Origin of the sequence: Rickettsia endosymbiont of Culicoides newsteadi (assembly GCF_002259525.1) — a bacterium.
Lineage (GTDB): Bacteria > Pseudomonadota > Alphaproteobacteria > Rickettsiales > Rickettsiaceae > Tisiphia.
In genome coordinates, this window is record NZ_MWZE01000030.1 from 1 (window position 1) to 14,087 (window position 14,087).

Sequence of the window (14,087 nt, forward strand, 5' to 3'; positions counted from 1 at the left end):
ATGGATTGCCACGACCTACTTGCGTGGTCTCGCAATGACGACTTTTCTACTTTATTTTCTTAAACTGACGCTTATGCGATGGAGCGACGCCTATGAAGTAATAGGTGAGTATTGAGCGACGACGTTACCAATTTCTCATCAATTGACTATAATTTTGTTCACAGAGTATCAAGGTTGTTATGAGTAAAATATTAATCCCCCCCTTCAGTTTAGAGTCCGGTATAGTCAATTCAGGGGAATTTGGTGCTAGGAACGATGGGGCGACGCCTATAAGTAATGGGCGAGCATGAGTAAGGACGTCACCAACTTCTCATCAATTGACTATAATAGCTCGGTTATGGACTATATTATGCTGATGAAACCTAGAGTGATGGCACTTGTGGTATTTACCAGCTTTTCTGGTCTATGGCTTGCTTCAGGCGTAATTCATCCATTTATAGCGTGCATTGCTATGCTCTGTATTACGCTTGGAGCTGGTAGTAGTGCAGCTATTAATATGTGGTATGATAGAGATATTGATGCCATAATGAAACGTACGCAAAATAGACCTCTAGTCACCGGGGTTATAGAACCACGGGACGCTTTAGCTTTTGGTGTGGTTGTTGCCTTCTTCTCAGTTTTTCTGATGGGTCTTTGTGTTAATCTGCTATCGGCTTTATTGTTATTAATAACCATATTATATTATGTCTTCATTTATACTATGTGGCTAAAACGTTCAACCATGCAAAATATAGTTATTGGTGGGGTGGCGGGTGCATTACCGCCTATGATTGGTTGGGCAACGGTGACTAATGAGATTTCTCTTGGCTCTTTTTCTTTATTTATGATTATTTTAACCTGGACACCACCGCATTCTTGGGCATTGGCAATTTTTCGTTCAGAAGACTACAAAAATTGTGATGTTCCGATGATGCCGGTAGTAAAGGGAGATTATTATACTAAGAAGCAAATTCTTGCCTATAGTATAATTATGTTTATTACTACATTTATGCCATTTTGCTTAGGAATAAGTAATCATTTATATTTGCTTACGGCATTTATATTAGGTCTAATTTTTCTATATTATGCTGTTTCTTTGTTTCGTGATAAAGATAATAAACAGGCTAAGAAATTATTTGCCTATTCAATATTTTATCTTTTCAGTATTTTTTTAACATTGGATTTCTTTCGAAATTATAGCTAATCTGACTAATTGATTGTCGGAGATAATTAATTAAGTGGTGTTTTATACTCCAATAACTAAATATTCTTTTGGCAGTTAGAAAGAATAGAAGATAAGTTAATTTAATGTCCAGTTACAACTTGTCTGGATATATTTTTGTAGGAATTCAGCGAATTAATTTAATATCTGCATTATTTAATTGTAGTTGAGTCCAAACCCTATCAGCAGTGTATATGGGTATTTGTAATTTGATACCTAAAGCAATACAAGCACAATCGCCTAAAGATAAACCTTTGTGCTGAACATGTGATTGTAGTTCGGCTACATACCCAGCTTGTTCAAGATCAAATGGAACAATTAGAGTAATAATATCGCTAATCAAAGTTAGTGATTTTTGTGGTGAAATACCGAAACGCTGTAATGCTGTTAAAGATTCGGCAATATTGACAGTCGACATGACAGAAAACTTTAATAAAGGTTTTATTATCTCTGCCCCTTGTTCTTCTTGGATGAGAGCGAGTAATGCGGAAGCATCAAGTATAATATTATTATTCACGCTTTGCCTCTAAACGTCTCATGGCTATTAGCTCATCAACAAGGGAAACATTTTGATTAGTGGCATTAATATGGTTTCTCACCTTTGTTTGTAGTTTGGATAAAGCTTGATTAGGAGTGGTAATATAAATTGTCTCATCCTTCATATGTAATATAATGTCATCTCCTGCCATTAGATTAAGATTGTGACGAAAGATTGATGGAATAATGACTCTGCCACCATCCCCTAATTTTGTACGTATAACTTCCATAATATCCATGCTAGCGATTTGTGCATAATATAACATTTTATGCCACATATGTTGATTGTATCTTGATCATTTATGAATGTCAAATATTAGTATTCTTGCTGTCGATAACAAGGTATAAGCATCTCTTCATTATTTTCATAAAATTTATTATTTTTTACATTCTAATACTTAGTGTTTTACAATTTATCTGCTATAGTGTAGCTAATAAAATATAGCTAATAAAAAAATTGATATAATTTGTTAAAAAATGATCTAGGTGGGATTAGTGATCAAGTATTTATTTGTTATACTATTAGTAGTTGCTAACTTTAATAGCTATGCAATAGAAACTATAGTTATAGAGCGTGGACATGTTGATCCAATGCCGATAGCCATCAATAAATTTGATGCAGATAATAGTGGCAATAGTGTAATTGGTGCTGATATAATTAGCGTAGTATCTAATGACCTAAAAAGTTCTGGTATGTTTCGTCCTATTTCTACTGCTTCTTTTATAGAACAGACTCTAGGAATAAAACATAAGCCTCTTTTTGCTGCTTGGCGACAAATTAATGCAAATCTGCTAATTAATGGTGAAGTTATCAAACTATCTTCTGGCAAGCTAAAGGTTAGTTTTATATTATGGGATGTAAGTTTAGAAAAAGATCTTATAGGTGAGGTTTTTGAAGTGCCAGCAAATTTATGGCGTAGGGTGGCACATAAAATAGCTGATAAAATTTACGAGAAAATTACTGGCGATTCAGGTTATTTTGATACGAGAATAGTATATGTGTCAGAGAGTGGACCTTATCTAAAGCGAGTAAAGAAAATAGCTATGATGGATCATGATGGTGCTAATCACAAATATCTGTCAGATGGTAAAAATCTAGTTCTTACTCCAAGATTTTCGCCGCAAGCAGATAAGATTATGTATTTATCGTATGCACGAAAGCAAAAGCCACATGTTTACATTCGTGATCTTAAAACGGGTAAAGAAAAATTGGTTGGTAATTTCCCTGGTATGTCCTTTGCTCCAAGATTTTCACCCCAGGGGGATAAGGCTATAATGTCAATGGCAAGAAATGGAGCTACCCATATTTTTGAAACTGATTTGAATAGTATGGTGACTAAACAATTGACCAATGGTATTGGTATTAATACTTCTCCTAGCTATTCACCGGATGGTAGTAAAATAGTTTTTAACTCTGATCGAAGTGGATCAAGGCAATTATATATTATGAATTCTGATGGTTCAAATGTTGAACGTATCAGTTTTGGAGGAGGGGTTTATGCTGCACCAAGTTGGTCGCCTAGAGGGGATTATATAGCTTTTACTAAGATTTCTAGAGAGGGGTTTACCATTGGGGTGATGAAAGCTCTTGCTAATGGTGAGGAAAATAGTGAAAGAATTATAACTAGCGGGTATCTGGTTGAAAGTCCTTGCTGGTCAACCAATGGTAGGATAATTATGTTTGCTAAAGGTTGGCCTCCTAGAAACAAAGTAGCTGGGAGAAATCGTATATATTCCATTGATTTAACCGGTTATAATGAAAGAGAAGTTATCACCCCTCAAGATGCTTCTGACCCAGAATGGTCAAAAATGTTAAACTAACGCAAGTTTATAAACATCTCGCCGGTATAGCTCAGTTGGCAGAGCGACGCATTCGTAACGCGTAGGTCGGAGGTTCGATTCCCTCTATCGGCACCATAAATATAGAAATACTTTATAGTCAATGTCTATTAGCGAGGAGGATCGTAGGTTGACGAAGCAATTGTAAGTTGTTACTCCCGCTTCCTCTTGTCATTCCCGTGTAGGCACATAAGCGTCAGTTTAAGAAAACAATAATTGAGAAACCGTCATTGCGAGGAGACCGTAAGGTCGACGAAGCAATCCAAAAATTATAATAAATCTGGATTGCTTCGTCGTGCGGTTTCCGCACTCCTCGCAATGACGTTTGAGGCGTATACACGTCATTGCGAGCGAATGTATGTGAGTGTAGCAATCTATTTTAATCATTTTTCTGGATTGCATCAATGCCACTAAAGTAGCTCTGAGCCATGACGTTTGAGGTCGTACATGTCATTGCGAGCGAACATATGTGAGCGTGGCAATCCATTTTTAATTAATTTTAATTAGGTCTATGATAAATTTTTATTTAATCGTTAATATTTTATTTGTTGTTTTAATGATTTATTTATTGCTTAAAAATAGAAATATTTTTGTAAAACTCTTAGTGCTGAATAGTTTAACTAGTATAATGACTTTATTCATTTGTTTCCTTGGGTCATTTAAAATGAATAATTGTTATTTAGATATTGCTTTGATTTATTTTCTGTTAAGCTTTATAGCAAGCGGAGCATATTTAAAGTATTTTATTGGTCAGTCTAATAACGTAATGTAATGAAAAAAGAAATAGTAATATTAGGTTGTGGTTTAAGTGGTATGCTTACGGCATTATCATTTGCCAGGAAGAATATTAAAACTACGATCCTTGAGTGTCAATCAATAAACTCTAGTATAGTTAATTCAGGAGAATTGGGTAGCAGGAACGATGGAGCGACGCCTATAAGTAATAGGCGAGCATTGAGCAACGACGTCACCAACTTCTCATCAATTGACTATAGCTTTTGTGCTGATATCAGGACTACTGCCTTAACTCCTGCTTCTTCACGATTCCTAGAAGCTATTCGTTTGTGGTCTGAGATTGAGCCAATAGCTGGCAAAATGCTGGAAATTTATGTTGTGGATAATAAGGCACCAGAAATGTTGTGTTTGCCAAATATCAAAGGTAATGATGCATTAGGTTATATAGTAAAAAACAGTGAATTTAAGCAAATATTACTAGAAAATGTTAAAAAAAACTCATTAATCAACATAATTGATCAGTGTGGTTATCAAAAGATCGATAGTAAAGTTGATCATTCGATCATCTATTTAGATAATCAGAAAACTATAAATAGTGACTTATTGATTGTTTGTGATGGGCATAATTCTAAAGCCCGTCAATATTATTTCTTCAATAAAATAGAAAAATCATATAATCAAACTGCCTTGACATTTAATATTAGGCATGAGAAAAATCATGAAAATTGTGCTATTGAACATTTTATGCCATCTGGTCCTTTTGCCATTTTGCCTCTCAAGGATCAAAAAACCTCATCGATAGTATGGACTACCAGCCAAGAGCAGGCGGCGTTATTGACCAGTTTGCCGAGTGAAGAGTTTGAGTATTTGGTAAGTAGAAATTGTGGCAATTCTCTAGGAGCTATTGTGGTGGATAGTGATACTAGTTCTTTTCCTTTAAAAGCTCGTGTAACTAGTAAATATTTTCATAATAAAATAGTAGTAGTGGCAGATAGTGCACACGTAATTCATCCGCTAGCTGGTCAAGGCTTAAATCAGGGCATCAAAGATATTGAAACTTTAACTGGATTAGTTGCAAGTAGCGGTACAAATGCAGTAGTACTAGAACGATATCAAAAATTAAGACAAAATGATAATTGTAATATGTATATGATTACTGAGAGTCTAAATAGTATTTTCTCAAATCATTCAAAACCCTTATGGTACCTAAGACGTTTAGGGCTTAAAGCTATTGATAATATAGAGCCGATTAAGAATTTATTAAAACAATATGCTATGGGTAAAAGGTTTAATCTTAAAAATTAGAAGGTTATTGTAAAAAAAAATCAAAATAGCAGTTGACAGCATAGTAGATTTTGCATATGATTACCACACGAAAAGATGATTACTCATCAACTCGTAAGCTGTTTTTAAAAGTAAATAATCAGATATAGGTAGTGACAGCAAAATGTACTTATCACTTAAAGTGATAAATTAAACCTGTCAATTTTTTTAATAAAAAGTAGACAGAATCAAACTTGAGAGTTTGATCCTGGCTCAGAACGAACGCTTTCGGTATGCTTAACACATGCAAGTTGAACGGATTAATTTAGGGCTTGCTCTAAATTAGTTAGTAGCAGACGGGTGAGTAACACGTGGGAATCTGCCCATCAGTACGGAATAACATTTAGAAATAAATGCTAATACCGTATATTCTCTTCGGAGGAAAGATTTATCGCTGATGGATGAGCCCGCGTCAGATTAGGTAGTTGGTAGGGTAATGGCCTACCAAGCCAACGATCTGTAGCTGGTCTGAGAGGATGATCAGCCACACTGGGACTGAGACACGGCCCAGACTCCTACGGGAGGCAGCAGTGGGGAATATTGGACAATGGGCGAAAGCCTGATCCAGCAATACCGAGTGGGTGACGAAGGCCTTAGGGTTGTAAAGCCCTTTTCAGCAGGGAAGATAATGACGGTACCTGACCAAGAAAGCCCCGGCTAACTCCGTGCCAGCAGCCGCGGTAAGACGGAGGGGGCTAGCGTTGTTCGGAATTACTGGGCGTAAAGAGTGCGTAGGCGGTTTAGTAAGTTGGAAGTGAAAGCCCGAGGCTTAACCTCGGAACTGCTTTCAAAACTACTAATCTAGAGTGTAGTAGGGGATGATGGAATTCCTAGTGTAGAGGTGAAATTCTTAGATATTAGGAGGAACACCGGTGGCGAAGGCGGTCATCTAGGCTACAACTGACGCTGATGCACGAAAGCGTGGGGAGCAAACAGGATTAGATACCCTGGTAGTCCACGCCGTAAACGATGAGTGCTAGATATCGGGAGAAATTCTTTCGGTTTCGTAGCTAACGCATTAAGCACTCCGCCTGGGGAGTACGGTCGCAAGATTAAAACTCAAAGGAATTGACGGGGGCTCGCACAAGCGGTGGAGCATGCGGTTTAATTCGATGTTACGCGAAAAACCTTACCAACCCTTGACATGGTGGTCGCGGGAAGCAGAGATGCATCCCTTCAGTTCGGCTGGACCACACACAGGTGTTGCATGGCTGTCGTCAGCTCGTGTCGTGAGATGTTGGGTTAAGTCCCGCAACGAGCGCAACCCTCATTCTTATTTGCCAGCGGGTAATGCCGGGAACTATAAGGAAACTGCCGGTGATAAGCCGGAGGAAGGTGGGGACGATGTCAAGTCATCATGGCCCTTATGGGTTGGGCTACACGCGTGCTACAATGGTATCCACAGAGGGAAGCAATACGGTAACGTGGAGCAAATCCCTAAAAGATATCTCAGTTCGGATTGTTCTCTGCAACTCGAGAACATGAAGTTGGAATCGCTAGTAATCGCGGATCAGCATGCCGCGGTGAATACGTTCTCGGGCCTTGTACACACTGCCCGTCACGCCATGGGAGTTGGTTTTACCTGAAGGTGGTGAGCTAACGTAAGAGGCAGCCAACCACGGTAAAATTAGCGACTGGGGTGAAGTCGTAACAAGGTAGCCGTAGGGGAACCTGCGGCTGGATTACCTCCTTTAAAGACTTAATATAGCAAGTATTACTTTTGTAATATTTGCCTAAGTTCGACTTTCGCTGTCACTACCTTTAACTGATTGTTTATCAAATCTTTAAAAACAGCTCTTTCTTTGATTGTCATTCCGTTGCTATCAAGTTATAGCTCTGCCTAACTTGCTAAGGAAAAACATTATCTCCTATAGTTTCTTACTACTTACCTTACACATGGCATTTAAAAGTCATATAGAAAATAGCTTGTGTCATTGCGATCATACCTTACAATTTTTTATTTATTTCCTTAGTACTACAGTTGTAGATTGAATGTGAGTGTTCACGGAAAAAAGGTTAAAGTATAAGATGTCATTGCGAGGAGGTTGCCAGACCGACGAAGCAATCCAGGAAAGTGATTAGAAATGGATTGCTTCGTTGACCTTACGGTCTCCTCGCAATGACTCTTGGTGATCAGGTTTTTTTATTCATCACAAAAAAATAGCAAAAAAATCGTGAATGCTCACATCTAAACTACAACTGTAGTATTAGGATGAGTAAAAAAGCTGACTGCTAAGCGTCATTGCGAGGAGCTACTTTAGTAGCGACGAAGCAATCCATGAGAATTAGTATAGATACATCAAGGCTATATGGATTGCTTCGTAGGCTCACGCCTCCTCGCAATGACGTTTTTATGTTGCTTAATACTTATAGAATAAAAATTGTAGGGTACTTATATCCTATTTCATCAAGTTTTATATCTATCGTTTTAATAACATTACCATTATCAATATTCATAATATTTTTAACATTCTCAAGCAATAATATTAATGGTTTATGATATTGTGCAATTCTAATTATTTCATAAAATAATTTACCATTTATATCATGTAGACCATTTTGTTTACCCGAGATACTAAAAGGTTGACAAGGAAAACCGGCACATAAAATATCATGTTTTGGTATTTTTTGCTCAGGAATCTCAGAAATATCACCCATGGGCTTTTCTCCAAAATTCCTTTTATAAGTTTCTTGCACATCTTTATCAATATCTGATGAAAAAACACACTCCATCCCTTTTTCTTCAAGAGCTATACGAAAACCACCAATACCACAAAATAAATCTATAAATTTGTACATATAGGAGACACATTAATTATATATTGGCATAGGATAAACATTATACAATGATAAAAAAATATTACTCCAAATTGATATCTATAAGTTGTAATTAGAACAATATTACTGTCATTTACATTTTGAATTTATAATTGCTGGTTTGTAATTAAGTTACTTGACATTTTGCCAAATTCTATTTTTAGAAATATAAAAGAAAATTGTAAAAATTACTAAAAATATCATTACCTTCAAACCCATAGATTTACGGTTTTCCATTTCAGGTTCAGCAGCCCATTGTAAAAATACGGTAACATCCATAGCCATTTGTTCTACCGATGAATTTGTTCCGTCTATATATTGTACTTGTCCATCTGTCAGTGGAGCTGGCATGGCAATTTGACTATGCGGAAAATATGGATTGTAACTTAATCCTGGCATTAATTTAAAACTCTCAGGAGGATTAGTATAACCAGTAAGTATAGAATATACATAATTTGCCCCATCAGGTCTTGCTTTAATGATCAATGATAAATCAGGTGGGTCTGCCCCGTTATTGGCTGCTCTTGCTGCTTGTTCGTTAGGATAGGGGCGAACAAATGGATCAGATGGTAGAGCTGGTCTTTCAAACATTTCTCCTGCATCATTGGGGCCATCTTGCACCGTATAATTTTTGGCTATTTCTTTAATTTCTTCATCTGAAAATCCTATATCTTTAAGATTACGATAATATAAATTATAAAGACCATGACACACACTACATACTTCTTTATAGACTTGAAAGCCACGTTGGGCAGCTTTTCTATCAACGCTAGCAAAAATTCCGTCAAATGACCAAGCAATCTTTTTTGTAGGTAATGCTTCGTTGGCAGTGATAGTATTGGATACTAACAAAATTAACAAACACAGGTAAAATTTGATATAAGAGGTAATTTTATTATCTTTCATATAGAATCCGGTAATGGCAAAGTTTTCTCATACTTGCTAATTAGTGGTACTGCAACGAAAAAATGAAAGAAATAGTAAGTAGCAGCAAATCTACTTAAGGTAATATAAGGGGCTTCGGCTGGTTTTCCTCCAAGATATCCAAGTACCAAACAATCAGCTATGAACAGCCAAAAAGCTATACGGAACATTGGTCGATAATTGGCACTTCTAACTTTTGAGCTGTCAAGCCAAGGTAAAATAAATAATAACAAAATACTAGAAAACATTAATATTACCCCACCTAGCTTTGACGGTACTGCCCGTAAAATAGCATAAAATGGCAAAAAATACCATTCTGGAACTATATGAGTTGGCGTAACCAAAGGATTAGCTGGTACGTAATTGTCAGGATGTCCTAAATAATTTGGTTTGAAAAAGACAAAAAAAGCAAATATTAGAAAATAAACACCAAATCCAACAAAATCTTTTACAGTATAATATGGATGGAAAGGAATAGTATCTTTAGGGGATTTAACATCGATACCCTTGGGGTTATTTGAACCATGAACATGTAGGGCTACTAAATGAAGTAAGACTAAAGCTACTATAATAAAAGGCAATAAATAATGTAAAGCAAAGAATCTGTTAAGTGTAGGGTTATCAACTGAAAAACCTCCCCAAAGCCAGGTAACTATCGATTTGCCAATGACAGGTATAGCTGAAAATAAATTGGTGATTACAGTTGCTCCCCAGTAGCTCATTTGTCCCCAAGGCAGCACATATCCCATAAAGGCAGTAGCCATCATGATAAGAAAAATTATTATGCCTATATGCCATAATAACTCTCTAGGTTTTTTGTACGAGCCATAATATAACCCTCTACAGATATGTAAATAAACGACAACAAAAAACATTGATGCCCCAACTGAGTGTATATAACGTATTAGCCAGCCATAATTGACGTTACGCATAATTTTTTCAACACTCTCGAAGGCGTAATCGACGTGAGGGGTATAATGCATAGCCAAAATAATGCCAGTGATTATCTGAATTACTAAGGCAATACCAGCTATTGACCCTAAATTCCATAGGTAACTCAAATTTTTGGGTGTTCGGTATTCGCCTAGATGTTTAAAGAACGAGAAAATAGGGAGTCGGTAGTCGATCCATTCTATGATCGGATTGGATTTGTTTGGATTGGATTCTTCAGGATAATTACTTTCATTCATAAATAATTATCCGATTTTAATTTTTGTATCGGAAATAAATTCATATGGTGGAACAGCCAAATTTAAAGGAGCTGGTCCTTTGCGTACTCGACCAGATGAATCATACTGAGAGCCATGGCATGGGCAAAACCAACCGTCATAATCGCCTTGGTTTGCAAGTGGTACGCAACCCAAATGTGTGCAAATGCCTATAGTCACCAACCATTTATCATGCCCAGATTTAACTCTATCTTGGTCAAGCTCAGGATCCATTAGCTCGGCGAGATTTACATTTCTTGCTTCAGCGATTTTTTCTGGAGTTCTATTAGTAATAAAAACCGGCTTGCCTTGCCATTTAACAGTAACAGTTTGCCCTGGTTGGATATGAGATAAATCCACTTCTATTGAAGATAGGGCAAGAACATCTGCTGAAGGGTTAAATGAACTAACAAGAGGATAGGTAGCACATGCTGCTCCAACCACAACCATACTGCTAGCAGTTAAGGTTATAAAATCTCTACGAGTTGCCTTATCATAACAATTAGTATTTGACATAAACTGATCAGTATAATTTATAGATATCTACGTAATATGTTACTATAAAAGTAATAAAATATCAAGCATCTCTTCAGCAATTTAATATAAGAATACTTGACACTCTGAAAAAAACAAATATAGTATCGTTTGTTACGATTAGCTAATTTTTGTTAACTAATTACTAAAATCTCAACAAATAATTAAAGGAGTTATTTATGTTATTACCTTAAGATTTAGTACAAGTTTTAGAGTTTCCACAAAATTATTCTTTCTTAGAAGTTCATGCTGCACTTTCTGACCCGAGGAATATATTAAAAAATGATTATTTAAATAAAGCCACAAATCCTGATGTACCTGCAACGTATAATGATAAAGTAAAATTCCTACTAGGTGCATTGCATATGAAAGGACTAGGAGCAAAAGGAGATGAGTTACACCATATCTCAAATATTACTAAAATTTTAGCAAATGGGTTTAATCCAGAAGACTTACTAGAGTTATATATGGACGTAATCCAAAAAGCAAATGACAAGGAAAGAGAGTTGATTTTTAATCAATGTAAAGATACTACTCATGCTGCTTCAATTTTTGTGCTACTCTATCCAGAGTTTAACACCCCTGAAACAGTAACGCTCTATCCAGATGTTAATGACGCCCCTGAAAATGCCTGTTCAGCCATTGCTGGTGCTGATACCCCACCAATAAGTGCAGAAGATAAATTAAATGAAGATGAAAAATGGCAAATTTGGAATAGTTTTGTAGATAATGAGAACGATAAGGAAGAACTTTTTCAACAGCTCTTCCCGGAAGATGTAAAACCTTCTGGCGATGTACCAAATGCATCTGCATATGATTATTAACCTTATAGCTAAACCTGTATACTGCCTCCTAGACAAATGGGAGCAGTATACTTAGTTATAAAAATTTTGGAAATATATAAGTCATTTGATTATAGCTGATTTTAGCGGATGGCGATCTAAGGCAAGTTTTAAATGCTTTGTTTGGATATGGGTATATATTTGGGTAGTGCTAATATCAGCATGTCCAAGTAGTTCTTGAATCACCCTAAGATCTGCACCACCTTCTAGCAAATGGCTAGCAAAACTGTGACGTAAAGTGTGAGGTGAGATATTATCTGGATTTAACCCAGCCTTAATAGCTGCTTGTTTTAACAGAATTGCAAAATTCTGTCTAGTCATATGACCACTAGCGGCAGAAGAGCAAAATAAGTAAATTTGACTTTTTAAATGTTTTTTGCTGATAAAGTTACTGCGAATAGTTAAATAATCTAGCAAACTGAGGGCAGCCTGTTCATTAATGATCACCATTCTTTCTTTATTGCCCTTACCAGTTATAGAAAATATCTTTTTAATATTTTGCGACATTTTATCTTGCAACATTTGATTTGCTAAAATATCAGTTAGCTTGATACTGACAAGCTCAGAAACGCGTAATCCACTTGCATACAATAAATGAATCATTGCTTTTAGGCGTATGGAATCAGTATCTTTATCTTGTTCGCAATATAAAAGTAAAGTTTTGATTTGATCAATCGATAATGTAGCAGGAAGTTTAGTTTGGTATTTTGGTAAATCTACCATCAAAGTAGGGTTATAATTGGTATGTTTTTCACTAATTAAAAATTCATAATAGTTTTTTATAGTTGATATCTTCCGATTGATCGATCTTGCTTGCAAGCCATTTTCTGCTAAATATTCTACCCAATCTCTAATATTTTCAGCTTTAATATTTAGTTCTGATAATTTATTTTGTAATAAAAATTTTTGAAAATCTAACAGATCGCATTGGTAGCTAAGCTTCGAATTATTAGCTACTCCACGCTCAGCTATCATCATTTCTAGGAATTGCTCAATAAACCCCATCATATTAGTATATTTTTTGTGGAGGCCAGGGTCGGAATCGAACCGACGCATTGAGGATTTGCAGTCCACGGCATTACCACTTTGCTACCTAGCCCAAAGATTGTAAATACTATAGTCAATTGATGAGAAATTGGTAACGTCGTCACTCGCCTATTACTTATAGGCATCGCTCCATCGTTTCTAGCCCCAAATTCTCCTGAATTGACTATATCAATATTAGAGGAAAAGGCAATTAAATTTTATCAATCTGATATTCTAGAGCCACTTCTTTACCACAAAAAGCCATAGCAATTTTGATAATTTTCTGAACATGAGAGTGTTCTTTTATTTTAGCCTCATATTTTTTTCTCACGATTTGATCTAACCCTTCTTTGGCAACAGATTCTAAAATATCAGGAGATTTACATATTTTATATTCAATAATAATAGCATTGTCACCTTTACCTATCTTGGGTAGTAGCACAATGTCCGCCCTACCGCTACCGGTTTCTCTTTCACTGTCTATTATATAGCCAAGAGATAACGTGTTAATTAAACCTAGCATAAAGCCACTATAAAATAGCTCGGCTTTTTTCTCGCCAGTTTGATGAAAACTAGTAGCGTTTAGTAATAATTCTTGCAGCCTTTCTTTAAATTCTTCTATTTTACCTGCCGGCAGCAAACTAGCAAAAGAATAATATAAAGAACTATCCATTTGTAACTTGTTGCTCACCCACTGCAATAATCTTGCATTATATATGTGTTTTACCTCTTTATTAGGAGCGGATAATTGATAAATATCCTCTTCTGACTCGATTACCATTGGGTTTAAATAACCACTAAATAGTAATAGACTAAATAGCCCTGACCGTGTGTTAATATCACTGAAACTAATTTGTCTGGTAATAGGGGAGATAATATTTTTGCCACTAGCGAGTAGCTGAGTATCTTGTTGCATTCCATCTGACAATAATGCTTTATCAACAAGAGCCGTCCCCCCACTATCAAGCCAATAATGATCAAGCTTGCCTTTATGAGCCAAACATTGCATAATCGACCATGGATTATAAATGATCTCCCCACCAAAACTATAGCCATTATACCAAGCTTTAATTTTTTCAGGATTAGTTGCTGTTGGTACTT

General features: G+C 36.1%; 13 protein-coding genes, 2 tRNA genes and 1 rRNA gene. 7 read left to right on the forward strand and 9 right to left on the reverse strand.

Annotated features, from left to right (window positions below; all coding sequences use genetic code 11):
- Positions 1 to 286: 286 nt before the first annotated feature.
- Complete coding sequence (gene cyoE, locus RiCNE_RS03300) at positions 287 to 1,183, forward strand: heme o synthase (RefSeq protein WP_094649199.1); 897 nt, start codon at positions 287 to 289, stop codon at positions 1,181 to 1,183.
- 145 nt (positions 1,184 to 1,328) lie between these two features.
- On the opposite strand, the gene RiCNE_RS03305 is transcribed toward cyoE, so the two are convergent.
- A complete protein-coding gene (locus RiCNE_RS03305) occupies positions 1,329 to 1,718 on the reverse strand; it encodes a type II toxin-antitoxin system VapC family toxin (RefSeq protein ID WP_094649200.1) in 390 nt (129 codons plus the stop codon).
- A complete protein-coding gene (locus RiCNE_RS08005; RefSeq protein WP_239832650.1) occupies positions 1,711 to 2,016 on the reverse strand; it encodes a hypothetical protein in 306 nt (101 codons plus the stop codon). The genes RiCNE_RS03305 and RiCNE_RS08005 overlap by 8 nt, the downstream gene beginning before the upstream one ends.
- A 217-nt stretch (positions 2,017 to 2,233) precedes the next feature.
- Between RiCNE_RS08005 and tolB the strand changes: the two genes are divergently transcribed.
- The 5 genes from tolB to RiCNE_RS03335 all read left to right on the forward strand — a co-directional run bounded on the left by tolB (position 2,234) and on the right by RiCNE_RS03335 (position 7,328).
- The gene (gene tolB, locus RiCNE_RS03315) at positions 2,234 to 3,559 is read left to right on the forward strand and encodes a Tol-Pal system beta propeller repeat protein TolB (protein ID WP_094649201.1); all 1,326 of its coding nucleotides are present in this window, start codon (positions 2,234 to 2,236) and stop codon (positions 3,557 to 3,559) included.
- A 20-nt stretch (positions 3,560 to 3,579) separates the two neighbouring features.
- Positions 3,580 to 3,655 (forward strand) — tRNA-Thr (locus tag RiCNE_RS03320).
- Between the two features lie 433 nt (positions 3,656 to 4,088).
- Positions 4,089 to 4,349 carry a monovalent cation/H+ antiporter complex subunit F gene (locus RiCNE_RS03325; protein ID WP_094649202.1) on the forward strand — a complete coding sequence of 87 codons (261 nt, stop codon included), beginning with the start codon at positions 4,089 to 4,091 and terminating at the stop codon, positions 4,347 to 4,349.
- The gene (locus tag RiCNE_RS03330; protein WP_094649203.1) at positions 4,349 to 5,617 is read left to right on the forward strand and encodes an FAD-dependent monooxygenase; all 1,269 of its coding nucleotides are present in this window, start codon (positions 4,349 to 4,351) and stop codon (positions 5,615 to 5,617) included. The genes RiCNE_RS03325 and RiCNE_RS03330 overlap by 1 nt, the downstream gene beginning before the upstream one ends.
- A gap of 208 nt (positions 5,618 to 5,825) precedes the next feature.
- Positions 5,826 to 7,328: ribosomal RNA gene (locus RiCNE_RS03335) — 16S ribosomal RNA — on the forward strand.
- A 674-nt stretch (positions 7,329 to 8,002) separates the two neighbouring features.
- Here the strand turns inward: RiCNE_RS03335 and RiCNE_RS03340 are convergent.
- The 4 genes from RiCNE_RS03340 to petA all read right to left on the reverse strand — a co-directional run bounded on the left by RiCNE_RS03340 (position 8,003) and on the right by petA (position 11,100).
- Positions 8,003 to 8,434: a DNA cytosine methyltransferase gene (locus RiCNE_RS03340; protein ID WP_094649204.1), complete on the reverse strand. Its 432-nt coding sequence runs from the start codon at positions 8,432 to 8,434 to the stop codon at positions 8,003 to 8,005.
- 150 nt (positions 8,435 to 8,584) lie between these two features.
- A complete protein-coding gene (locus RiCNE_RS03345; protein WP_094649205.1) occupies positions 8,585 to 9,358 on the reverse strand; it encodes a cytochrome c1 in 774 nt (257 codons plus the stop codon).
- Positions 9,355 to 10,566, reverse strand: coding sequence for a cytochrome b (locus RiCNE_RS03350; RefSeq protein ID WP_094649206.1), 1,212 nt, complete (start codon positions 10,564 to 10,566; stop codon positions 9,355 to 9,357). The genes RiCNE_RS03345 and RiCNE_RS03350 overlap by 4 nt, the downstream gene beginning before the upstream one ends.
- 6 nt (positions 10,567 to 10,572) lie before the next feature.
- Positions 10,573 to 11,100 (reverse strand): ubiquinol-cytochrome c reductase iron-sulfur subunit, encoded by a 528-nt coding sequence (petA, locus tag RiCNE_RS03355; RefSeq protein ID WP_094649207.1) that lies wholly within the window; start codon positions 11,098 to 11,100, stop codon positions 10,573 to 10,575.
- A gap of 383 nt (positions 11,101 to 11,483) precedes the next feature.
- On the opposite strand from petA, the gene RiCNE_RS03360 reads away from it, so the two are divergent.
- Positions 11,484 to 11,942 carry a hypothetical protein gene (locus RiCNE_RS03360; RefSeq protein WP_094649208.1) on the forward strand — a complete coding sequence of 153 codons (459 nt, stop codon included), beginning with the start codon at positions 11,484 to 11,486 and terminating at the stop codon, positions 11,940 to 11,942.
- An 81-nt stretch (positions 11,943 to 12,023) separates the two neighbouring features.
- Here RiCNE_RS03360 and RiCNE_RS03365 read toward each other — a convergent pair whose 3' ends face one another.
- From RiCNE_RS03365 to RiCNE_RS03375, 3 genes are all read right to left on the reverse strand, one after another.
- Positions 12,024 to 12,965, reverse strand: coding sequence for a site-specific tyrosine recombinase XerD (locus RiCNE_RS03365; protein WP_094649209.1), 942 nt, complete (start codon positions 12,963 to 12,965; stop codon positions 12,024 to 12,026).
- Positions 12,966 to 12,984: 19 nt separating this feature from the next.
- Positions 12,985 to 13,059: transfer RNA gene (locus tag RiCNE_RS03370), tRNA-Cys, on the reverse strand.
- 138 nt (positions 13,060 to 13,197) lie between these two features.
- On the reverse strand, positions 13,198 to 14,087 hold an 890-nt coding region (locus RiCNE_RS03375; protein WP_192866925.1), incomplete at its 5' end, for a PD-(D/E)XK nuclease domain-containing protein.

Excerpts from the sequence above, each read along its gene's own strand:
- RiCNE_RS08005 (WP_239832650.1), bottom strand. The coding sequence starts at position 2,016 with ATGTGGCATAAAATGTTATATTATGCACAAATCGCTAGCATGGATATT.
- cyoE (WP_094649199.1), top strand. The coding sequence starts at position 287 with ATGAGTAAGGACGTCACCAACTTCTCATCAATTGACTATAATAGCTCG.
- RiCNE_RS03365 (WP_094649209.1), bottom strand. The coding sequence starts at position 12,965 with ATGGGGTTTATTGAGCAATTCCTAGAAATGATGATAGCTGAGCGTGGA.
- petA (WP_094649207.1), bottom strand. The coding sequence starts at position 11,100 with ATGTCAAATACTAATTGTTATGATAAGGCAACTCGTAGAGATTTTATA.
- RiCNE_RS03330 (WP_094649203.1), top strand. The coding sequence starts at position 4,349 with ATGAAAAAAGAAATAGTAATATTAGGTTGTGGTTTAAGTGGTATGCTT.
- RiCNE_RS03345 (WP_094649205.1), bottom strand. The coding sequence starts at position 9,358 with ATGAAAGATAATAAAATTACCTCTTATATCAAATTTTACCTGTGTTTG.
- RiCNE_RS03325 (WP_094649202.1), top strand. The coding sequence starts at position 4,089 with ATGATAAATTTTTATTTAATCGTTAATATTTTATTTGTTGTTTTAATG.
- RiCNE_RS03350 (WP_094649206.1), bottom strand. The coding sequence starts at position 10,566 with ATGAATGAAAGTAATTATCCTGAAGAATCCAATCCAAACAAATCCAAT.
- RiCNE_RS03340 (WP_094649204.1), bottom strand. The coding sequence starts at position 8,434 with ATGTACAAATTTATAGATTTATTTTGTGGTATTGGTGGTTTTCGTATA.
- RiCNE_RS03360 (WP_094649208.1), top strand. The coding sequence starts at position 11,484 with ATGAAAGGACTAGGAGCAAAAGGAGATGAGTTACACCATATCTCAAAT.